The organism is Bradyrhizobium sp. ma5 (assembly GCF_042258955.1).
Taxonomy (GTDB): domain Bacteria; phylum Pseudomonadota; class Alphaproteobacteria; order Rhizobiales; family Xanthobacteraceae; genus Bradyrhizobium.
The window spans coordinates 6,514,617-6,536,748 of record NZ_CP170156.1 but is presented as its reverse complement, the minus strand read 5'-3'; the positions used below and the strand labels follow the sequence as shown (position 1 = coordinate 6,536,748).

General features: G+C 65.0%; 17 protein-coding genes. 9 read left to right on the top strand and 8 right to left on the bottom strand.

What is annotated here, in order from left to right:
* The first annotated feature begins 2 nt into the window (after nt 1–2).
* From ACE103_RS30830 to ACE103_RS30805, 6 genes are all read left to right on the top strand, one after another.
* The gene (locus ACE103_RS30830; protein ID WP_375776116.1) at nt 3–1,859 is read left to right on the top strand and encodes a TRAP transporter large permease subunit; all 1,857 of its coding nucleotides are present in this window, start codon (nt 3–5) and stop codon (nt 1,857–1,859) included.
* A 12-nt stretch (nt 1,860–1,871) separates the two neighbouring features.
* Entirely contained in the window at nt 1,872–2,855 is a 984-nt protein-coding gene (locus tag ACE103_RS30825; protein WP_375776115.1) for an NAD(P)-dependent oxidoreductase, read from the top strand.
* Between the two features lie 161 nt (nt 2,856–3,016).
* Complete coding sequence (locus tag ACE103_RS30820) at nt 3,017–4,213, top strand: ABC transporter substrate-binding protein (RefSeq protein WP_375776114.1); 1,197 nt, start codon at nt 3,017–3,019, stop codon at nt 4,211–4,213.
* Nucleotides 4,214–4,232: 19 nt separating this feature from the next.
* Nucleotides 4,233–5,090, top strand: a complete 858-nt coding sequence (locus ACE103_RS30815) for a branched-chain amino acid ABC transporter permease (protein ID WP_223975500.1) — start codon at nt 4,233–4,235, stop codon at nt 5,088–5,090.
* The gene (locus tag ACE103_RS30810; RefSeq protein WP_375776113.1) at nt 5,090–6,889 is read left to right on the top strand and encodes an ATP-binding cassette domain-containing protein; all 1,800 of its coding nucleotides are present in this window, start codon (nt 5,090–5,092) and stop codon (nt 6,887–6,889) included. The genes ACE103_RS30815 and ACE103_RS30810 overlap by 1 nt, the downstream gene beginning before the upstream one ends.
* On the top strand, nt 6,870–7,613 hold the full coding sequence (locus ACE103_RS30805) for an ABC transporter ATP-binding protein (protein ID WP_375776112.1): 744 nt from the start codon (nt 6,870–6,872) through the stop codon (nt 7,611–7,613). The genes ACE103_RS30810 and ACE103_RS30805 overlap by 20 nt, the downstream gene beginning before the upstream one ends.
* A gap of 52 nt (nt 7,614–7,665) precedes the next feature.
* Here the strand turns inward: ACE103_RS30805 and ACE103_RS30800 are convergent, their stop codons facing one another.
* The 3 genes from ACE103_RS30800 to ACE103_RS30790 are packed head-to-tail and all read right to left on the bottom strand — an operon-like array spanning nt 7,666 to nt 11,412.
* Nucleotides 7,666–8,703: an A4/G1 family peptidase gene (locus ACE103_RS30800; protein WP_375776111.1), complete on the bottom strand. Its 1,038-nt coding sequence runs from the start codon at nt 8,701–8,703 to the stop codon at nt 7,666–7,668.
* A complete protein-coding gene (locus ACE103_RS30795; RefSeq protein ID WP_375776110.1) occupies nt 8,700–9,599 on the bottom strand; it encodes a phosphatase PAP2 family protein in 900 nt (299 codons plus the stop codon). The genes ACE103_RS30800 and ACE103_RS30795 overlap by 4 nt, the downstream gene beginning before the upstream one ends.
* 43 nt (nt 9,600–9,642) lie before the next feature.
* Entirely contained in the window at nt 9,643–11,412 is a 1,770-nt protein-coding gene (locus ACE103_RS30790; RefSeq protein ID WP_375776109.1) for an adenylate/guanylate cyclase domain-containing protein, read from the bottom strand.
* 701 nt (nt 11,413–12,113) lie between these two features.
* On the opposite strand from ACE103_RS30790, the gene ACE103_RS30785 reads away from it, so the two are divergent.
* Nucleotides 12,114–13,406, top strand: coding sequence for an MFS transporter (locus ACE103_RS30785; RefSeq protein WP_375776108.1), 1,293 nt, complete (start codon nt 12,114–12,116; stop codon nt 13,404–13,406).
* A gap of 4 nt (nt 13,407–13,410) precedes the next feature.
* Here the strand turns inward: ACE103_RS30785 and ACE103_RS30780 are convergent, their stop codons facing one another.
* Entirely contained in the window at nt 13,411–14,022 is a 612-nt protein-coding gene (locus tag ACE103_RS30780; protein WP_375776107.1) for a TetR/AcrR family transcriptional regulator, read from the bottom strand.
* 171 nt (nt 14,023–14,193) lie between these two features.
* Here ACE103_RS30780 and ACE103_RS30775 point away from each other — a divergent pair, with 171 nt between their 5' ends.
* Together ACE103_RS30775 and ACE103_RS30770 are read left to right on the top strand one after the other, a co-directional pair.
* Nucleotides 14,194–15,426: a cytochrome P450 gene (locus ACE103_RS30775; RefSeq protein ID WP_375776106.1), complete on the top strand. Its 1,233-nt coding sequence runs from the start codon at nt 14,194–14,196 to the stop codon at nt 15,424–15,426.
* Nucleotides 15,427–15,655: 229 nt separating this feature from the next.
* Nucleotides 15,656–19,390, top strand: a complete 3,735-nt coding sequence (locus tag ACE103_RS30770) for an AsmA family protein (RefSeq protein ID WP_375776105.1) — start codon at nt 15,656–15,658, stop codon at nt 19,388–19,390.
* 69 nt (nt 19,391–19,459) lie between these two features.
* Here ACE103_RS30770 and ACE103_RS30765 read toward each other — a convergent pair whose 3' ends face one another.
* The 4 genes from ACE103_RS30765 to fumC form a co-directional block, all read right to left on the bottom strand.
* Nucleotides 19,460–19,813 (bottom strand): VOC family protein, encoded by a 354-nt coding sequence (locus ACE103_RS30765; protein WP_375776104.1) that lies wholly within the window; start codon nt 19,811–19,813, stop codon nt 19,460–19,462.
* 55 nt (nt 19,814–19,868) lie between these two features.
* A complete protein-coding gene (locus ACE103_RS30760; protein ID WP_021077181.1) occupies nt 19,869–20,144 on the bottom strand; it encodes a ribbon-helix-helix domain-containing protein in 276 nt (91 codons plus the stop codon).
* Nucleotides 20,141–20,329: a DUF4169 family protein gene (locus ACE103_RS30755; RefSeq protein ID WP_097674527.1), complete on the bottom strand. Its 189-nt coding sequence runs from the start codon at nt 20,327–20,329 to the stop codon at nt 20,141–20,143. The genes ACE103_RS30760 and ACE103_RS30755 overlap by 4 nt, the downstream gene beginning before the upstream one ends.
* A 274-nt stretch (nt 20,330–20,603) precedes the next feature.
* Nucleotides 20,604–22,019 carry a class II fumarate hydratase gene (gene fumC, locus ACE103_RS30750; RefSeq protein WP_375776103.1) on the bottom strand — a complete coding sequence of 472 codons (1,416 nt, stop codon included), beginning with the start codon at nt 22,017–22,019 and terminating at the stop codon, nt 20,604–20,606.
* Between the last annotated feature and the right edge of the window lie 113 nt (nt 22,020–22,132).

Sequence of the window (22,132 nt, the reverse complement as noted above, 5' to 3'; positions counted from 1 at the left end):
GCATGTCAGTCGCCGCAGTCGCGACGAGAAGCAGCGCCGATCGGATCATGGCGCCGCTGCTCGCCATCAGTGACACGGTCGCCGCGGTCCTGCTCGCCGCCGATCTCGTGGTGGTGTGCGTCTCGGTGCTGGCCCGCTTCCTGTTCAATGCGCCGGTCGAGTGGTCCGACGACGTCGCCCGCGGCCTGATGGTCGGGTCGAGCTTCTTCGGCGCGGCGAGCGCGCTGGCGCGCAGCGAGAATCTCGGTGTCGCCTTCTTCGTCGACATGCTGCCGCCTGGCGTGCGGCGGGTCGTCGACGCGGTCGGGGCGCTGCTCGTCACCATCGTCGCAGGCACCGTCGCGTTCAACGCCGTCAAGATGGGCTGGCTGACCACCGGCCAGACCTCCGGCTCCGGCCTGCCGCTGGAATGGACGTTCTATCCGATGGGCGTCGGCGCGGCGTTCATGACGATCTTCGCGTTCGAGACGTTCTGCGGCCGGCCGCTGCGCGACATGGTGGCCGGCATCGTCGCGACCGCCATCATCGCCGGCCTATATCTGGCATGGGACGCGCTTGCGCCATCGTCGGTGCCGTCGTCGCAGGCGTTGATGCTGATCGGCTTCTTCCTCACGCTGTTCGGCGGATTGCCGATCGGCTTTGCGCTGGCGCTGGCGGCGCTGATCTTCATCTGGGTGGAGGGCACGCTGCCCGGCGTGATCTTCGCGCAGCAGATGGCGCGCGGCATCGACAATTTCGTGCTGCTGGCGATCCCGTTCTTCATCCTGGTCGGCTATCTGATGGAAGCCAACGGCATGTCGGTCCGGCTGATCGAGCTGTTGCAGCGTGCGGTCGGACGGATGCGCGGCGGGCTCAACGTCGTGATGGTGATGTCGATGGTGCTGTTCTCCGGCATCTCCGGCTCCAAGATGGCCGACGTCGCCGCCGTCGGCTCGGTGCTGATCCCGGCAGCGCGCCGCTCGCGGCAGAATCCGGGCGGCGCGGTGGCGCTGCTCGCCGCCTCCGCCGTGATGGCGGAGACCATTCCGCCCTGCATCAACCTGATCATCCTCGGCTTCGTCGCCAATCTGTCGATCGGCGGATTGTTCGTCGCCGGCATGCTGCCCGCCGCGCTGATGGCGCTGGCGCTGATCGCGGTGTCGATCGTGTTCGGCAAGCGTCCCGCCGCGACTGAGGAAGCCGAGCCGCGCGCCGCGGTGTCGGGCCTCTGGACCGGCGCGATCGCCTCGTTCGGGCTGATCTTCATGATCTTCTTCGGCTTCAAGAGCGGCTTTGCCACCGCAACCGAAATCTCCGCGTTCGCTGCGGTCTACGCCATCGCCGTCGGCAGCCTCTTGTTCCGCGAACTCGGCGCCAAGAGCCTCGCACATTGCTTCGTGCAATCGGCTGTTCGCTCGGGACTGGTGCTGTTCATCGTTGCGGCGGCGCAATCGCTTGCCTTCATCCTGACGCTGCAACAGGTGCCGCACGCGGTCGGCGAGCTCATGTTGGCGATCTCGGGCAGCCACGGCGTCTGGCTGTTCATGCTGCTGTCGATCCTGGTGCTGGTGGTGATGGGCTCGGTGCTGGAGGGCGCTGCGGCGCTGATCATCTTCGGGCCGTTGCTGCTGCCGGTTGCTGTCAAGCTCGGCATCGATCCCCTGCATTTCGGCGTCGTGCTTGTGATCGCGATGGGGCTCGGGCTGTTTGCGCCACCGCTTGGTCTTGGCCTCTACGGCGCCTGCCTGATCGGCAATGTGCCGATCGAGCAGACCATCAAGCCGATCTCGGGCTATCTCGGCCTGCTGTTGCTGTGCCTGCTGGTGATCGCCTTCGTACCCGCCATCAGCACGGCCTTGCCGCATGCGCTCGGCTACTAGGGGGATGGAAACGTGAAGGTCCTGCTCGCCCATACGCCGCAGATGCGCCGCGACTATTATGGCGAGCGCAGCCTGACCGGGTTGCGCGCGGTCGCCGACGTCTCGTTGCACGAGGGTGACGAGGCGCTCGACGCGGCTGCCCTGGCCGCGGCCGCAGCCGATGTCGACATCATCGTCGCCGACCGCATGACGCCGGGGCCCGGCGAAATATTTCCGAGGCTGCCAAAACTGCGCGCCTTCGTGCGCTGTGCGGTCGATATCCGCAACATCGACGTCGCGGCAGCGTCTACCGCCGGTGTGCTGGTGACGCAGGCCAGCGCCGGCTTCGTCCAGTCGGTCGCCGAGCTCGCGCTCGGCTTCATGGTCGATCTGTCGCGCGGCGTCTCGCGCGCCACCGCTGACTATCGCGCGGGCAGGGCGCCCGAGGTCGTGATGGGCCGCCAGCTCGCGGGCAGCACGATCGGCATCATCGGCTATGGCAGCATCGGGCGCTATCTGGCTGGAATCGCCAAGGTGCTCGGCATGAACGTGCTGGTCGCCGATCCCTTCGTGATGCCGGATGACGCGGCGATCGAGCATGTCCCGCTCGACGATCTCCTGGCGCGCGCCGACTACGTCGTCTGCCTTGCGATCGCCAATGCAGCGACCGAGAACCTGATCGGGCAGGCCGCGCTGGCGCGGATGCAGACGCACGCGTTCTTCATCAACCTGTCGCGCGGCAACCTCGTCGATGAGGTAGCGCTGGCGGCCGCGTTGCGTGAGGGCCGCATCGCGGGCGCGGCGATCGATGTCGGCCGCGCGCCGGACCAGATGCCGACGCCGGAACTCGCGAAGCTGCACAATGTCATTGCAACGCCGCATATCGGCGGTCTTACGCCGCAAGCCATCGAGCATCAGTCGTCGGAGACCGTGCGCCAGGTCGCGAAGATCATCGCCGGCGAGATCCCGGTCGGCGCCGTCAATGCCGAGCACTGGACGCGGCGACCGAAGCCATGAACGTTCCGCTGATCTCAATGTCGCGGAGGGGCTGGACAAGACCTTCACATCCAGCTCAAACTTGAGCCCGTCAACCGCGGCCCCTGAGCGCGCGGACAATCAATCAACGGACGTCCCGCAACAAACGACGGGCGCCGAGAGGGAAACAGGGAGTGCATCACATGGCCATTTCACGCCGTGACGTTTTATTGGGCAGCGCCGGCGCACTCGGCGCCGCATCATTCTCCTTCCCCGCTCCTGCCATCGCACAATCGGAACCGATCAAGATCGGCTGCCTCGCGGCGATCACCGGCCCGAGCTCGGCGCCGACGGTCGGCTTCAACCGCGGCGTCAACTTCGCGGTCGATACTATCAACGGCGCGGGCGGGGTGAAGGGGCGCAAGATCGAGCTCGTGATGCGCGACACTCAGGGCGATCCGACCAAGGCGGTGAACGCCACGCAGGAACTGATCAGCCAGGCCAAGGTTCACGCGATCTGGGGGCCGCTGAATTCGGGTGAGGCGCTGGCGACGACGCCGATCATGGCGCGCGCCAAGATGCCCGACCTGCATCCTTGCGTCGTCGAAACCCTGATCGATCCGGTCAAGTTCCCCAATGCGTTCCGCATCGCGCCGTCGAACAATCAGTGGGACGATGCCGTGCGCAACTATTGCCTGAAGATCCTCAAGGTGAAGAAGGTCGCCGTGATCGGCGACACCACCGGCTACGGCGTCACCGCGGTGGGGGCGTCGGTCGCGGCGTTCAAGAAGGACGGAGCCGAAGTGGTCTATCAGGCCAATATCGACGCCACCCAGCCCGACATGACGCCGGACATGCTGCGCGCCAAGAACGCCGGCGCCGAGGCGATCGTGGTGTGGAGCGTCTCGACCGGCATGGAGGCGCGCATGTTCAACACCCGCGCCGCGATGAACTGGGACGTTCCGTTCGTCGGCCACCCTTCGATGGCGTCGGGGGAGCTTGCGAGCCTCGTCGCAAAACCGGAGAACTGGAAGAAGGTCTATGCGATCGGCTACAAGAGCTGCAGCTATGACAGCGCCGGCAAGCTGCCGCCGAAGAGCGAGGATCTCGTCGCGCGCCTGACCAAGGCCAATATCGCGCTGAACGACACGCTGTTGTGGTGGGTCGCCGGCGGCATCGATTGCATCGAGCTGATCGCGAAGGCGGTCGCGGAAAGCGGCTCGACCGACAGCGCCGGCATCGTCAACTACTGGAATTCGCTGTCGACCTATCCCGGTTATTTCGGCAATTACCGCTTCTCGCCGACCCAGCATAACGGCTATTTGACCGAAGAGATCGTGATGTCGGAATCCTCGACCGCCAAGAACGGCACCTTCGCGCTGGCGCCGGGATACACATAGAAGGCAGAGGGCGCAGCCGATGCTGGCCTCTATCCTTGCATCCGGTCTCGCGGCGGGCGCGATCTACGCGCTGGTCGGCGTCACCTACAACACGATGTTCTCGACCTCGCGGGTAATGAGCTTCACCGCCGGCCAGCTTGCGATGCTGGGCGGCGTGTTCGGTTCGCTGTTCACGCTGAAGCTCGGCCTGCCGATCGCTGTCGGCTTCGTGCTGACGCTGCTGTGCTGCGCGGTGATCGGGATCATCACCGAATTCGTCGCGGTGCGGCCGGTGCTCAAGAGCCTCGACCAGCATCTTTACGTGCTGTCGACCTTGGCGGTCGCACTGATGATCCAGCAGGTCACCGCGATCAAATGGGGCACCGAGCCGCAACCGTTTCCGCGCATCGCCGGATTCGGCGAGGGCGTTTGGGACGAGAAATTCTGGCTGCCGGTCGCTGCCTGCGCGATCACCATCATCGGCCTTGAATATCTCTACCGCCGCACGCTGGTCGGCCGCGCGTTCCTGGCCATCGCCGAGGACAATTTCGCGGCGCGGGCGCTCGGTCTGCCCGAGCGCAATCTGCGCGTCGCGAGCTACGCGCTTGCCGGCGTGGTCGGTGGTATCGCCGGATTCTCCGGCGGGCAGTTGCTGCTCGCCTTCTTCGCCAATGGCGCGCTGCTCAATTTCTACGGCTTCGTGCCGGTGGCGCTCGGCGGCCTCGGCAACAACCGAGGCGCGATCATCGGCGGGCTGGCGCTCGGCCTGTTCCAGCAGGCGGCGAACTTCCTGGTTGGCGGCATCTTCTCCTCGGTCGCGGTGTTCACGCTGTTCATCGTGGTGCTGCTCGCAGCGCCGCAAGGCTTGTTCGGCGCCTCGACCGCGCGGAGAGTGTGATGACCTCGGTCGCAGCCACGCCGCTCCGGACCGACAGCGGCGCATGGCGCGCCGCGCTGCCGCATGTCGTGCCGTTCCTCGGTATCTTGGTCGTGGCGGTGCTGCTGCCCTTCGTCAGCAACGACTATTGGGTGTTGATCGGCACCCGCGCCGCGATCTACTGGGTGCTGGTGTCGGGCCTCAATCTGGTCGTCGGCTTCGCGGGGCATCTTGCGATCGGCTATGTCGCGCTGCTGACGCTCGGCGCCTACACGACCAGCGTGCTGGTCGCAGGCAACGTGATGCCGGCGATTTCGGTGTTTGCCGCCTTGCCGATCGCGGGCCTGATCGGCGCGATCTTCGGCGTGATCGTCGGTCTGCCGGCCTTGCGCCTGCGCACCTTCTATTTCGCGATGTCGACCCTGGGCTTTGCGACCATCGTGACCCAGATCGCGCTGGCCTGGCAGAGCGTGACCGGCGGCGGCATCGGCATCACCGGCCCCGAATTCCCGGCGCCGTTCAACACGCCTTGGGGATTCTACGGGCTCTGTATCGCGTTCGCCGCGGTCACGACCTGGATGAGCGCCAATGTCGCGCGCAGCCGCTTCGGCCGTGCCTTGATCGCGGTGCGTGACGCCGAGGTCGCCGCCGAAGCCAGCGGCATCTCCAAGCCGAACATGCTGATTGCGATCTTCCTGTTCGCCGGCGCGCTGGCGGCGATCGCCGGCGGATTGTTCGCGACCCTGCAGACCTACATCACGCCCGATGCCTTCACCTTCGATCTCTCGGTGCTGTTCTTCATCGCGATCCTGATCGGCGGCCGCGGCTCGATCCTCGGGCCGATGCTCGGCACCATCATCCTGACCATCCTGCCCGAAATTGCGGCGCCGCTCGCGGCGTGGTCGACCTTCCTCTACGCGGTGCTGCTGCTGCTGATCGTGCTGGTGATGCCCGGTGGCATCGCGGCGCTGCTCGATTTCCGCAATCGCCGTCCGCTCGCCAGCAACCGCGCCATCGTTCCGCGCCCGGCGGCGCTCGCCGACATCGTGCGCCGGCGCGATGGCGGCAAGCCGCTGCAGCTGCGCGGCATCGCGCTGAGCTTCGGCAATGTGAAGGCGATCGACGGCCTCGACCTCGACGTCGCGCCCGGCCAGATCCACGGCCTGATCGGGCCGAACGGTAGCGGCAAGACCACCACGCTGAACGTGATCTCGGGCTACTACGCCGCGAAGGCCGGCACCATGACGCTCGGCGACGCGATGTTGCCCGCGGGCGCACCGGTCAAACGCGCGGCCAGCGGCATCGCACGCACCTTCCAGACGCCGCGCGTGATCGGCGAAGCCTCGGTACTGGAGAACGTCATGATCGGCGGTTCGATCGAGGGCAGGGCCAACTTCGTCGAGGCGATGCTGGCACTGCCGCGCAACGGTGCGGACGAACGTCTGCTCGCCGCCAAGGCGCGAGCGCTGCTCGGCGTCGTCGGCCTCGAGGCGCTCGCCGATGTGCGCGCCGACCGTCTGCAGCACAGCGAACTGCGCTTCATCGAGATCGCACGCGCCCTGATGCTCGATCCGGATTTCCTGCTGCTCGACGAGCCCGCGGCTGGCCTCTCCAATGACGAGATCGAGCGGCTCGCCAGCCTGATCAAGGCGATCTGCGGCCGCGGCACCGGTGTGCTGCTGGTCGAGCACCATGCCGACCTGATCTTCGACATCTGCCACCAGGTCACCGTGCTCAATCTCGGCCGCATCCTGGCGGCGGGAACGCCGGCGGAGATTCGCGTCCACAAGGAGGTCGTCAGTGCTTACCTCGGCGGCTGAACCTCTGCTTGACGTACGCGCGCTGGAGTCCGGCTACGGCAAGATCCGCGTGCTGCACGGCATCGACATGACGATCGCCGCCGGCGAGGTCGTCGCATTGCTCGGTCCGAACGGCGCCGGCAAGACCACGCTGCTGCGCGCGATGTCGGGTCTGCTGCCCGTCACTGCCGGGCACGTCCGGTTCGGCGGACGCGACATGACCAACGTCACGCCGCGCGAGGCCGCACGTGCCGGGCTCGTGCATGTGATCGAAGGCCATCGCGTGTTCACGCAGATCTCCGTGACCGACAATCTGCTGCTCGCCGGCTACGACCTGCCGCGCGCGGAACGCGCCGTGCGCATCGAGGAGGCGTTGTCGTTCTTCCCCGAGATCGCCGAGAAGCGGCATGAGCGCGGCGGCGCGCTGTCGGGCGGGCAGCAGCAGATGCTGACGGTGGCGCAGGGTCTGGTCCGCCGGCCGCGGCTGCTGATGCTCGACGAGCCCTCCGCCGGACTGTCGCCGGTGCTGGTCGATCGTGTCCTCAACGTGATCGGCCGGCTGCGCGGGCAGGGCACCTCGGTGCTGCTGGTCGAGCAGCTGCTCGAGAAGGCGCTGGCGTGTGCCGATCGGGTCTACGCGTTGGTGCAGGGGACGATCGCGCTGGAGGCCGTGACCGGCGAGGGCGACCTCGCACGCCGGCTCGAGCGTGCCTATTTCGGCCATGAAAGCCACGCGCTGGGGTAGGGCAGCAGTTCCAATTTCTTCGGCGCCGAGTCCCGCAGGGTCGAACGCCGCGCTAGCGGAAGTAGGTAAGAAACTCCGTCGAATCGATCGGCTTCGCAATCGAGGGCTTCTCGGTTCTTTCCGGGCCCTCCTTCACGACGTACATGTCGATGAGCTTCGCGCCGGAGAGATTGCGCTCCACCGTCGCTCCGGTATCCATGTTGATTGCCGACGCGCCGCAGTCGTGGAAGACCACAGTGCCGTAGTCCGGGAGCTGCAGCGGGGTTGGATTTCCCGGGAGGGCCGACCGCTCCATCACCCATTCCGCCGTTGCGCCGGGAATCCTGAAGGGTTGCCCTAGCTGGGTCAGGGGTGCGGTTTGAAAGAACTGCACGGAGCGACTGGTCGTGAGGTTCGTGATCACGAACGATACGCCGGTGCGGTCCGGCGCCACCTGCATGAGGCACATGATCAGATCGCCGGCATGAATCTTCGGCGACACGAGCGTGATCGGATGCGCCTGGGCCGGGTCGCCCCTGACCCACCATTGCCACCACGCGAAGAACGAGGTCGTCGGGTTGCCCGCGCCTGTGGCAGGGTCGATGTTCTGCGCGGTGCCGATTTGCGGCAGCGTCGATCGATAGTACCGACGTTGGCCATCGAAGCCGATCCACGTCGAGCTGTGATAGGTCTCGCTGGCCCGGTCGCTCGCCGGCTGGGTTGGCGTCGGCACCTGAAACTTCCCCCAGAGCGACGAGAATACGGTGCCATCCCTCGGCGTGATGTAGGCACCGGACCAGTTGAGGCTGCTTTCCCGCCGCGGCGATTGGTCGAACGATCGGCGCAGGCCCGCCGTGACGGGGGAAAGCACCTGGAAATCGAAGGCCTCGAACGCCACCGTCGGACCAAACATCTTCTGCCAGAACGCATACTCGGCCGGCTGCAGCACAGGGTCCGGTCGTCTTGGAAAGCCGAGCGCCGTCAGCTCGTCCTGCGAGGCGACCAACGTGCGAAATCCGGTGGGAGGAAGCACGCTGGTCGTCGAGTCCTTGATGACCTTCCTCAGGCCTTCGGTGTCGTATGTGGGGCTCCGCCCGTCCCGGGTGCTCATTGCCATTCGCCTGCGGCAGCCGCGATTGCGGCGTCAAACATCGGCACAACGTTTGGTGTCAGAATGACGGTGTCCAGCAGATCGGCGATTCTGGCGCCACCTTCCGAATCCTTCGGATAGTGCACGCCGGCAATCTCGCGGTTTCGGGCGATCGAATCCGCCAGGATGGACAGGTCGGATTTCCAGACGGTCTGGTCAGCCGCGGACATCGCCGTCGCGGCGAACACCCTGAGCATGCAGTTCTTCATGAAATGCGCCTGGGTGGAATGCCCGCTCGGCCAGGACGAGTGACCGGGGACCTGGATCGGCGGCAGCAATGCGGGGCAAATCTGTGACGGTCGAGGCAAATCGTACTTGTCCTTGAAATACAATGCCGCAAAGGACCCGATCAAACTCGCGATATTCAACAGGCGCCAGGTTTGCGTATGCGAGCCGGGCCTCGCGGTCAGCACAGCCAGAAAATCCGTGAAGAATTCAGCGTCCTGCGAGAGGATCAAGCCCATCGCATCCGGCCGTTCATCCCGCGCGGCGAGCACGAGGTTGTCGATCTGGGCGGCATAGCCGGTGACCAAATCGGTCCGAATCTGTGTGAGTGTGACGTCAGCATCGATGGTCGTTGCCCAGCCGGGGGCATTGGCGATGAACTGATGCAGGACACGCCACGCATACCAGTTTGCCGACCATTGTCGGCTGCCGAAATGCGCCGGCGGCGTCCGTCGCAGGCTGCCAAGCTCGTTTGTGCCGGAGGGATCGAGCCGTGTCACGAACGGCAAGTCGACGCGGTCTGAGATAAACCAACCGCCCCCTCCGACGTTGCCGGTGTTTCCCGTATTGCCGGTGTTTCCCGTATTGCCGGTGTTTCCGGTATTGCCCGTGTTACCCGTGTTGCCTGTCATTGACGTCGCTCCCTTGTTCGGCAGTTGTCGTCAGCAGTATCAGTCAATCAGGAAGCCCCGCCGATCGCAGGTGGCCGAGCCAGCTTTGCAATGCCTCGCCGCGAAACGGGCAGCGTGGCGCGTAGGACGAAATACGGAATCCGGGTTGAATTTCCAGGTAGCGGCGCGCCGCCTCCGCTGCTTCTTCACGACGGCTCAAGGCACCGAGCGTGACGATGAGCAGGCGATGATTGAAGCGAATAAGTCCGTTGCGGTTCAGTGCGCCACGTACCCACTCCAATGCCTGCTCATAGTCGCCATTCACGTAGTGAGCCTGGGCGAACAATCCCTCGTGCCAGAACGAGCGCGCGTCGAGCGGCGAGAGCCGGACGCCCTGTTCACCTTGGCGCAGGGCGGCAGGGCCATCACCAAGAAAGCCGGATGTTGCGCTCGCCATGGTCCAGGCCATGGCTGAACTCGGGCCGGCGGCAACAGCGCGGTCGAGGGCAATCCTTGCGCTTTGAAAGTCATGCAGCAGAAATGACTGGACGTGACCATACACCGCCAAGGCGAATGCATCGTCACCGCCTCGATCGATAGCCTCCCTGGCATATCTGGCGCCGGCGATGACATCACCCTCGGGATCCGGCGATCCGATTTCCCCGATCCGGAACACATACCACAGCGCGACGTAGGAATAGGCCAGCGCAAAATTAGGGTCGTATGAAATGGCTTGCTCGAGCAGGCCCCGCGCCTTGGAGAAGGAATCGTAGTCCATCCGGAACAACAGATCGAGCGCCTGCAGTACGAGATCGTAGGCGGTCAGGTTCTGCGGATGTTTGCGCATCGATCGCATAAGCTCACGCTCGCGAACCTGCGGCGCGATCTGTCTGACGACATTGACGGCAATCCGATCCTGAAGCGCAAAGAGTTCGCGAAGGTCGCCTTCGTGCAAATCCGAACGAATGACTTCGCCCGACTCGGCGTCGCTGAGCTCGGTCACGATACGGACCGAGGTCATCGTCCTCTGAATCCCGCCATAGAGGACATAGCGAACCCCGAGCCGACGCCCGATCTCGCGCACGTCTATGTTTCGGCCGCTGAAGCCAAGGCTGGACCCGCGTGATACGACGAAAAGCTCCTTGAGCCCGGCAAGGCCGCGAATGATGTCGTCAACGACACCATCGGCGAAATACCCCTCTTCCGGAGTGGCCAGGTTCATTCGGAACGGCAGAACGGCTATCGAGGGACGAGGTTCCGAACCCACCGGGGCTTCGCCGACAAGCTTCGCGGGCTGCATGGGTCGGTGGAGCGCATACACGCGGACTGGCCGACCCATGTTGCGAAGATGCAGATCGCCAAGATCAATCACGCTGACGTCGAGGTCCTGGCCGATCTGCTCCGCGACGGCTCCCGAAACCACCACGCCGCCCGCTTGCGCATAGTTCTGAAGGCGCGCCGCGATGTTCACGCCCTCGCCATAGACGTCATCTTCTTCAACGATGATGTCAGCGGCATTCAGCCCTATGCGAAAGCTGATGCGCTCGTCGGCGGGCATCCCGGCTGTATTCACGGCCAGAGCTTCTTGCAGCGAAAGTGCGCACCGCGTCGCGTCGCGCGCGGTATCGAAGGTTGCAAGGAAGCCGTCGCCGGTATTCTTGATGATCCTGCCGTTTTGCGCCGAGACGCCCGGGTCGAGGACTTCCGAGCGCAAACGCATCAGCCGGGTATGGGTGTTTTCCTCGTGCGCCTCCATCAGGCGCGTATAGCCGACCACGTCTGCCGCGAGGATTGCCGCAAGGCGTCGGCGAACTTCCGGGACCGATGGGGTCATCATATGATTGATATTTCTGCAAAATTTACTGATAGGCGACTAAAATCCGGCACAAAAAAACAGAACACCAACGCGAAAAGGATATCTTCATCAAGATCATAAAGGAAGGCTCCATCCGGATGGGTGTGCCAGCCAAGTGCGCTGGTACAGTGTGATGTTTGCAACCTTTGAGGGGGGCGTCCGTGGGCGCGCAATCGCGATCCGCCCAACGGGTGGATACGGTGCGGACCAGGCAGGCATTGGCGCCTTGAACACGCAAATGCGTTCCTTGGCTTCATGGCTGGATCATCGCCGCGGCGAAACTCGTTTCCGTTGATCTGCGTCAATGCGGGAGCGGTGTTCTCCTTTCTTCCCGCCGATCACGGGCAAGATTGGCCGGGAGCGCGGCGTTACCGCTGGAGCGATCGCCATCGTCGTATCCGGGGCTGCCAGTCGTCCGATGGAGCGTACTCGGAAGTCCCGCAGGCAACAGAAGGTCAACTGATATGGCCGGGGTGGTTGACATAGCGCGCAAGTCTGCCGCGCCAGGCCTGATTGTCTATGAATTGCTTCACACAAGTTGGACCGTTGATTGAGCGAATTGACGCGGGCGGGTGGAATACCCGCCCTTGAAGCCACCTTGCCGGTCGATGGGACTTGACCGTCAGGGGGCGCGGGCTGAAACAGGTATTCGTCCTCCAACACTGGCAACGAAGACCTCCATGCGACTTCCCTTCTTCTACGGCTGGATCATCGTCGCGGTGACCTTCGTCACCATGGCGATCGGCGTCAACGCGCGGACGGCATTCTCGCTGTTCTATCCGCCGATCATCTCCGAATTCGGCTGGGAGCGCGGTGTTACCGCGGGCGCATTCTCGTTCGGCTTCGTCGCCTCCGCGATCGCGAGCCCGCTGATCGGCAGGCTGATGGACCGCAACGGTCCGCGCGCGGTGATGGAGCTTGGCGTGCTGCTGATGGGCTCCGGCCTGCTGCTGGCGCCGCTGACCACGCAGCCCTGGCATCTCTATCTCACCATCGGCGTGCTGGTTGGTTCCGGCAGTGTCTGCCTCGGCTATTCCGGCCAGTCGCTGTTCGTGCCGAACTGGTTCACCCGCCGCCGTGGCCTCGCAATCGGGCTCGCCTTCGCCGGCGTCGGCATCGGCTCGGTGACATTGCTGCCGTGGGTGCAGCACATGATCGAGCAGACCGGCTGGCGCACCGCCTGCACCGCGATGGGGATCCTGGTGCTGGTCGTGCTGGCGCCGATCAACCTGTTGCTGCACAAGAAGCCGGAGGACATCGGGCTGCAGCCGGACGGCGATGCGGCGCCGACGGCGACGTCGGCCAGGCCGGCGTCGAACATCGTCGATCCGGTGTGGGCCGGCACCGACTGGACGCTGTCGCGCGCGCTGCGCACCGCGCGGTTCTGGTGGATTGCGACCGGCTATTTCTGCGGCCTGTACATCTGGTACGCCGTGCAGGTGCACCAGACTAAGTTCCTGCTCGACATCGGCTTCAGCTCTAATGTCGGCGTCTGGGCGCTCGGCGTCGTCAGCCTGCTCGGCATTCCCGGCCAGATCTGGCTCGGGCATCTCTCCGATCGCATCGGACGCGAATGGGTGTGGGCGATCTCCTGCTTCGGCTTCGTGATCTGCTTTGCCGCGCTCGCCGCCTTGAAATATTGGCCGAGCATGACGCTGATCTATCTCATGGTCTTCACCCAGGGTGCGCTCGGCTACGGCCTGACATCCGTGATGGGACCGGTGGTGCTGGAGATCTTCCAGGGCAAGCAATACGGCAGCATTTTCGGTACGGTGATGCTGGCCGCGCTCGCCGGCGGAGCCGCCGGCCCCTGGATCACGGGGCAACTCTATGATCTCTCGGGCAGCTATACGGGCGCGTTCCTGCTCGGCATTGCCGTCAGCCTGCTGTCGGCATTCGCGATCTGGCAGGCTTCGCCGCGCAAGGTCCGCGCCGTCGCCGGCCAGATACACAAGGTCGCCAGCGCGGCCTGACGCATCAGGCGGATGAAACCCCGATCGCCCGCTGCAGGTCGGTGATCGCGCGCAGGCAACTGTCGGCCGGTGTGGTTTCCGGATCGATCAGGCGGTGCAGGCGGAAACCATCTTCCAGCGCCAGCACGATCGCGCCGGTCCAGTCCGGATTGAGTCTGGCGTTCCTGCCGCTGTTCTTCTGCGCGGTCTCGACGATGTCGGCAATCAGCTTGCGCCGCGCGCGCAGGCGCTTGGCGAGCTCGGGCCGGCGCTTCTCGGCGCGCGCCACGAACAGGATCATCTCCATATGCAGGAGAGGCGAGCGGCCGAGCGGATCCTGCCGGGTGCGGTCCACGGTGCGCAGCGCCTCCAGGAAGTCGGCGAGGTCCTTGTGCTTGGCGAGCAAATCGAGGTTGCGCCGGATCGATTGCTCGACGTGATCCTCGAGCATCGCGAAGATCAGCTCGTCCTTGCTCTTGAAGTTCGAGTAGAAGGCGCCGCGGGTGAAACCCGCCGCGGCCGCGATCGTCTCGATGCTGGCGCCGCCGATTCCCTGTTCCTCGAACACCTGCGCCGCCGCCTCGAACAGCTTCTCGCAGGTGTCGTCCCGTGTCGGTCTGGTTCGAACCCTTGACATCGGCGCAGTTTAGGGCAGAATGCAACTCGATACAAGAGTGTATCGAGTTGCGCTTTATAAAACGAGAGTTGCTAAAACCAGAATGGCCGTACCCGTGTTGGTGCGGTCTTGAGGATGACACCAAGGCGCGCCAGAGTGCAGGCACCGGCGTAGCGCACGAACGAGGTCACCATGAACGAGCAAGTTCAGCCGGCCAGCGGCGAGCCGCTTTTCAACCCACTGGCGCCCGAATTCATTCGTAATCCCTATCCGTACTATGAGCGGCTACGCCGCCTCGATCCGATGCATGTCAACGCGCACGGCGCCTTCGTGGCCAGCCGTCACGCCGAGGCGAGCCTCGTGCTGCGCGACAAGCGGTTCGGCAAGGATTATGTCGAGCGCTCGATCCGCCGCTACGGCCCCAAGATCATGGACGAGCCGGTCATCCGCAGCATGAGCCACTGGATGCTGCAGCAGGACCCGCCCGACCACACCCGCCTGCGCGGCCTCGTCGTCAAGGCGTTCACCGCACGCCGGGTCGAGGACATGCGCGCGCGCATCCAGCACGTCGTCGACGAAACGCTCGATCGCATCATTCCCCAGGGGAAGATGGACCTGATCGAGGATTTCGCGTTCCGCCTGCCGGTGACGATCATCTGCGACATGCTCGGCATCCCCGAGGAGCATCGCGATGCCTTCTACAATGGCTCGCGCGACGGCGGGCGCCTGCTCGAGCCGGTGCCGCTGACGGCGGAGGAAATCAAGCAGGGCAACGCCGGCAACGCGATGGCCGCGATGTATTTCCACCAGCTGTTCGAGCTGCGCCGCAAGCAGCCCGGTGACGACCTCACCACGCAACTGGTGCAGGCCGAGGAGGACGGCCAGAAGCTGACCAACGAGGAACTCACCGCCAACATCATCCTGCTGTTCGGCGCCGGCCATGAGACGACCGTGAACCTGATCGGCAACGGCCTGCTCGCGCTGTTCCGCAATCCGGACCAGCTCGCGCTGCTGAAGGCCAATCCCGGCCTGATCACCAATGCGATCGAGGAGTTCCTGCGCTACGATTCCTCGGTGCAGCTCACCGGCCGCGTCGCACTGGAAGACATCGAGGATCTCGGCGGCAAGCGCATCCCGAAGGGGGAGAGCGTGCTGTGTCTGCTGGGCTCGGCCAACCACGATGAGGCGGTCTATCCCGACCATCCCGAGAAGCTCGACATCCAGCGGCCGAACGTGAGGCCGCTGTCGTTCGGCGGCGGCATCCATTTCTGCCTCGGTGCCCAGCTGGCGCGGATCGAGGCCGAAGTCGCGATCTCGACGCTGCTGCGCCGAATCCCCGACCTGCGGCTCGATGACGCGGAAAACCCGGAGTGGCGGCCGACCTTCGTGCTGCGCGGGCTGAAGCGGCTACCTGCGAGCTGGTGACATCCCGGATGTGGCGACATCCAGGATGCGCGGCAGGGCAGTAATCCTGCCGCGGAAGGCCGGTGTGCACGCACGCTTGAGCGGAAAACCGTCATCCGCCTGACGTCGCAGCGGTAAAGCCGCTGTGACTTCGCCATACTTGTCTCTATATTTGGGTTGCTCCGGCCAAGGGTTGGCAAAGGGTTCAGCATAAGGAGGCTGCCGCGGAGCGGGCTCAAAGGGAGACACCGTGCAGACGACACTGCTCGGCCTGGCAATCGCCTTCATTCTTGCGCTGGTGGCCGCGCTGGTCGGTCCGTATTTCGTTGACTGGAACCAGTTCAGGCCGCAGTTCGAGACGGAGGCGTCCAAGATCATCGGCATGCCGGTTCGTGTCGCCGGCAATCTCGACGCGCGTCTGCTGCCTGCGCCCTCGCTGCGGTTGAAAAACGTCACCGTCGGCGGCGCCAACGACCGCGGCAAGGTCGGGGCCGCCAATCTCGACGTCGAGCTCAGCCTGAGCTCCCTGATGCGCGGCGAATGGCGCGCGAACGAACTCACCGTCAATGGCATGTCGCTCGATCTCGGGCTCGATCCGAATGGGCGGATCGACTGGTCGCCGTCGAGCGGGAGCTTCAACCTCACTTCGCTGGCGATCGACCGTCTCAATCTGACCGGCCGCATCACACTGCATGACGCCGCAAGCCGCAGCACGCTCGAGCTGAACGACATTGCCTTCAGCGGCGATGTTCGCTCGCTTGCCGGCGCGATCCGCGGTGACGGCAATTTCATGTTCGACGGCAACCGCTACCCGTTTCGGATCTCGTCCGGGCAAAGCGCAGATGGCAGCGGCACCCGCCTGCACTTCAACATCGATCCCGGGCAACGGCCAGTGTCGGCCGATCTCGACGGCATCCTGACCTTCGAGGCCCGCGCGCCGCGGTTCGAGGGGAGCGTGACGCTGGCGGGCACACCTGGCCAGCGCGGCGGCAGCGACATGCCGCCCTGGCGTATCGCGGCCAGGATCAAATCGGATTATTCGGCGGCGCGTCTCGACCAGGTCGAGGTGAGCTATGGCGGCGAAGACCGCGCGCTGAAGCTCGCAGGAAATGGCGATCTCCGGTTCGGCGCGTCGCCGCTGCTGCGCGCATCGCTTTCAGCACGACAGCTCGATGGCGACAAGTTCGCCGCCAAAGATAGCGCCAAGGATAACGCCAAGGACGGCAGCAACGGCAATGTCGAGCCGGTGCGCGTGCTCCCGGCGATGCGCGCGGTGTTGTCGGGTCTCCCGCAAAGCCCGATCCCTGCGCAGGTCGAGCTCACCTCCGAGCAGATCATGCTCGGCGGCCGCCCGTTGCAGGACATCTCGGCAGAGCTGCAATCGGATGCGAAATCATGGACCGTGCGCCGGCTGGAGTTTCGCGCGCCGGGATCGACGCGGGTCTCGATGAGCGGCGCCAGCGCGCAGACCGGCGTCGCCAACAGCTTCAAGACCGCGCTCAATATCGAATCGTCCGACCCCGATACGCTGATGAGCTGGCTGCAGGGGCGGAGCGACATCGCCTATCGCAGCCAGAAGCCGCTGCGGTTGCGCGGCGACGTCACGGTGTCGCCATCCGGCTTTTCGATCGACGCGATGAAGGCGGAGATCGAGGGCGGCTCGGTCGAGGGCCGCATCGCGGTCGCGCATCGCGAGGCGACCAGCGGCTCGAAGATCGAGGCGCAGTTGAAGGCGGAGCGGCTCGACCTCGATGCGACCACAGCCTTCATCCGCTCGCTGGCCGGCCCGCAAGCCGAATGGCCGGACGAGGCGCAACTGTCGCTCGATATCGGTCGCGCGATCTCTTCGGGGCAGGAATTGCGGCCGCTGCTCGCGAAGATCGCCTACAGCCCGAAGAGCATCGTGCTCGAGCGCGTGAGGATCGGTCAGCCCGACAATGTCACGCTTGACGGCAGTGGCAATTTCGATCGCGCCAATGCGACCGGCAAGCTCGCGGTCGATGCGACCGCCGCGTCGCTCGGCCGGCTGACCGCTGTGGTGCAGCCGTTCGCGCCGGCGCTTGCCACGCGGCTCGGTGTGCTGCGCGCGGACGCCGGTCCGGTCCGTGCCAGGCTTGCGCTCGACCTCGGCAAAGGCAAGACCGCCGATCGGGTCAGCGCGCGCGCGACGATCGATCTCGACACGCCGCAGCTCAAGGGCAATACGGTGATCTCGGCGACGCCGCCGGCAACTGCGATCCGTGCGCTGGATTTCGACGCACTTCGCAGCAGCGACGTGACGGCCGAGGCGAAATTCTCCGCCGGCGAGGGCAATGCACTGCTGGCGCTGCTTGGGCTTGACCGTGCGGTTGCAGCCGGTGCGGGCACGACGCAGTTCGAGGGCAACGTGAGCGGCGCGTGGCAGGCGCCGTTGCGGCTCAAGGCACGGCTCTGGGGCGCCGGGCTCGACGCGGATGCGGAAGGGACCGCGGAGCCGTGGTCCAAGAACGGGGCCGGGGAGAGCAAATCGAACATCAGCCTTCGCGTCCGCAGCGCCGACCTCAGTCCGCTGCTCGGTCTGAAATCATCCGATCCGGCGGCAAACATCCGCCTGTCGTCGCGGGTCACGCTTGCGGGTGACAGGCTGACCTTCGACGATCTCGACAGCATCGTCGCCGGTTCGCGGCTGCGCGGCCGGCTGGCGCTGACGCTCGCCGACCAGAAGAGCATCGAGGGCGAAGTCGGCCTCGATCAGATCACGCTGGCGCCGATTTTCACGGCGGCGATCGGCGCGGCCGGTCACGATGCGACGGAGCCGCTCGGCCAGGGACTGACGAGCGCCTGGCGCGGCAAGGTCACGTTCGAAGCGCTGCACGGCCTGCTGCCCGGCGGGGCCGAGCTGCAGCCGGTCAGCGGCACCATCAGGTCGGACGGCCAGTCGCTGACCTTCGACGGCGTCAAGGGCAAGATCGGCGGCGGCGAGGCGACCGCCTCCATCGATGCGCGGCAGGGCGTCAACGGACTTGCCTTGAATGCAAATGTGCAGCTCTCGGGTGTCGACGGCTCGGCTTTGCGCTATCGCAGCCTCGCGATGCCCAAGGCACGCACTTCGATGCAGATGACGTTGTTGACGCAGGGGCGCAGCGCCTCGGCGCTGATCGGTGCGCTGTCCGGCAGCGGCGCCGTGACGCTGGAGGGGCTGAACCTTCCAGGGCTCGATCCGCGCGCGTTCGACGTTGCGATCCGCGCCAGCGATTCCGGGCAGGCGACCGACGACACGCGGCTGAAGCAGATCGTCGAACCGGCGCTGGCAACCGGCGGGCTGGCGGTCGCTTCGGCGCAAATCCCCTTCAACATCCGTGACGGCCGCGTCCGGTTCGGCACCACCACGCTTGCCGCGAGCGGTGCCAACGTCATCGTGTCCGGCGGCTATGATATTCCAGCCGACCAGGCCGACATCCGCGCCGCGCTGGCACCGACGCAGATCGGCACTGCGAGCAGCCGCCCGGAAATCCAGCTGCTCGCCGTAGGCACGCCGGACGGATTGTCGCGCAGCATCGACATTGCGGCGTTGTCGTCATGGCTTGCGGTGCGCGCGATCGACCGGGAGACCAAGCGGCTCGACGCGATCGAGCGCGGCGAACCAGTGCCGCCGCCGACCCCGGCAGCCCTTCCGCCGCCCGCCGCGCCGGCGCCGGATGCGTCCAATCCAAATTCGGCGGGGGCGCCCTCTGCCAACTTGCCGGTGCCGGGCCCTGATCCACGTCATGCGCCGGCGAAGCCGAAGGTCGTTGCGCCGCGGCCGCCGATCATCCCGCCGGTCGTCACCGCGCCCGCCATTGCGCCGCCTGCGCCGGTTGCGAGCCAGCCGCAGCTGGCGCCGCTGCCGCCGCCGATCGAGGTCAAGCCGGTGCCCGGTGCGGCCAGGTCGAGGCCGCTGCGGCCGCCGCTGTCGCTGACGCCGCAGGTCGCCAATCCGCCGCCGCGGCCGGCGGTGCAGAACTAGCGAGTGTCTTCAGGCGAGGTGGGTCACCGGTTCGCGTGATGAAGACCCGTCGGAACGGAAATCCAGAGCCTACGATCGGTGCTGGAGAACATTGATCAGCCGGCCGAACGGATCGCGGACGTAGAAGCGCCGTACGCCCCATGGCTCGTCCGCCGGTCCGTATTCGATCGCGATGCCGGCGCCCTTCATCCGCTGCAGTGCTTCGTCGAGGTCGTCGACCTCGATCGAGAGATCGGGCACCGGCGTGCCGGAGCCGCCTTCGGAAGCGAAGCTGATTTGAACCTGCATCGTTTCGGATGAACCGTAAGTCGCAATCCAACCGAAATCCATCAGCGGGTCGAGGCCGAGGATGTCGTGATAGAACGACTTCGCTGCCGCTACATCTGATGCGGCAACGTTCGCGACGATGCGATTGACCTTCATGCTGAAGTCCGCGTGGCGGAACGACCGTCTGCCGAAGCGACGGTCGGCAAGGCAATCAGGCTTGCTGGCGCGTGTCGACCTGTTGCGGCCTGACATCCGTCGGCACCGCAGGAGTGGCGCGCGAGCGGAAATAGTCGAGCACGAAAAGCCGGATCGCGGAGGACAGATTGCCCTGCTGACGATTGCTGTCGATCTCGCCGACCAATTCCGACAGCGTCATGTTCCGCAGACCGGAAATCTCCTTCATGCCGTTCCAGAAGGCTTCTTCGAGGCTGACGCTGGTCTTGTGACCGGCGACGACGATCGACCGCTTGACGACCGGAGACTTCATGATGCGTCACCACTTTCGATGCGGTGCTGATCGAGCACGCGCTCACTGCGCTCGCCGAGAAATTCGTCACGCGCTCGTTCGGATTTGGTGCGACCGAATAGCGCACGATTGGCTTCGGCCTGCTTTGCTGCTTGTTCGCGCTCACCGCGCTTCTTGAATCGTTTCAGGTTGACCACGTCGCCCATGCTCGTCGTCCTCATCGTCCCCAGAGCGGAATTGGTGATGCATCGTGACGAAAGCAAGAGCGATCGCGCTAAGCGCCGGCTCGATATCCATCCCGAATCCCCATTTGATGCTTGTGATAGCATCAAAGAATCCGTTTCGCTCTGCGAAAACTAGACGTCTGTACCATGCGCCAGCGCAGAGCTGATAGGCAAACAGCCTTAGCCTTTAGGCGTTATGATCCATAATTATATCACGCGCGCTGACCGTAATTATCCGGACATTGCGCGCTTCACTTCAGCCGGGGTGTGTCATTTTGTCCGGCTGCACGAGGCGATCAAATTCGTCGGCAGTTACGAATCCGAGCCGCAAAGCCTCTTCCTTCAACGTCGTTCCGTGCGCGTGCGCCGACTTGGCGACCTTGGCTGCGTTGTCGTAACCGATCTTGGGCGCGAGCGCCGTCACCAGCATCAGCGAGCGCTGCATCAGCTCGTTGATGCGCTTTTCGTCGGCGCGTATTCCGACAACGCAATGCTCAGTAAATGAGCGGACAACATCAGACAGCAACTGAATGGAATTTATCATACAATATGCCAACACGGGCTTGTACACGTTGAGCTCGAAATGGCCCTGGCTGCCGGCGACCGTGATCGTGGTCTGATTGCCGAACACCTGGCAGCAGACCATGGTCATGGCCTCGCATTGGGTCGGATTGACCTTGCCCGGCATGATCGACGAGCCCGGCTCGTTCTCGGGCAGCACCAGCTCGCCGAGGCCGGAGCGCGGGCCCGAGCCGAGGAAGCGGATATCGTTGGCGATCTTGAACAGGCCGGTCGCCACCGAATTGATCGCACCATGCACCAGCACATAAGCGTCGTTGGACGCGAGTGCCTCGAACTTGTTTGCCGCGCTCGTGAACGGCAGCTTGGTGATTTCGGCGACGTGCTTGGCGAAAGCGTTGGCGAATTCCGGCTTCGAGTTGAGGCCGGTGCCAACAGCAGTGCCGCCCTGCGCCAGCGGAAACAGCTCCTTCACCGCAGTGCGCAGCCGCGCGATGCCGCTCTCGACCTGCGCGGCGTAGCCGGAGAATTCCTGGCCGAGCGTCAGCGGTGTCGCATCCTGGGTATGCGTGCGTCCGATCTTCACGATCCTGGCAAACGCCTCCTGCTTCTGGTGCAACGCCTGATGCAGCTCGGTGAGGGCAGGGATCAGGTCGGCGATGATGCGGCTGGCCGCTGCGATATGCATCGCGGTCGGGAACGAGTCGTTCGACGACTGACTCATGTTGACGTGATCGTTCGGATGGATCGGCTGCTTGGCGCCGAGCTCGCCGCCGAGCATCTGGTTGGCGCGGTTGGCGATCACCTCGTTCACGTTCATGTTGGTTTGCGTGCCCGAGCCGGTCTGCCAGACGACCAGCGGAAAATGATCGTCGAGCTTGCCCTCGATCACTTCCCTGGCGGCGCTGATGATGGCGTCGGCGCGGCGTGCATCGAGCTGGCCGAGTTCGCGATTGGTCTCGGCTGCGGCGAGCTTGACGATGGCGAGTGCATGAATGATCGCGATCGGCATGCGGTCGTGGCCGATCTTGAAGTTCTGCCGCGAGCGCTCGGTCTGCGCGCCCCAGTAGCGATCGGCGGCGACGTCGATCGGACCGAAGCTGTCGGTCTCGCTGCGGGTCGCGGCGTTGGATGGTGTCGTCGATTGAGCCATGCATGCTCTCCGTTGCGTCATCAGAACGTGGTCCGGCGGGGCGCCAGCTTTCCGGCGCGGCCACGTGACAGCGGACGCGCGGAGGCACGTTCATGCAGAAGATAGTCCGTGAT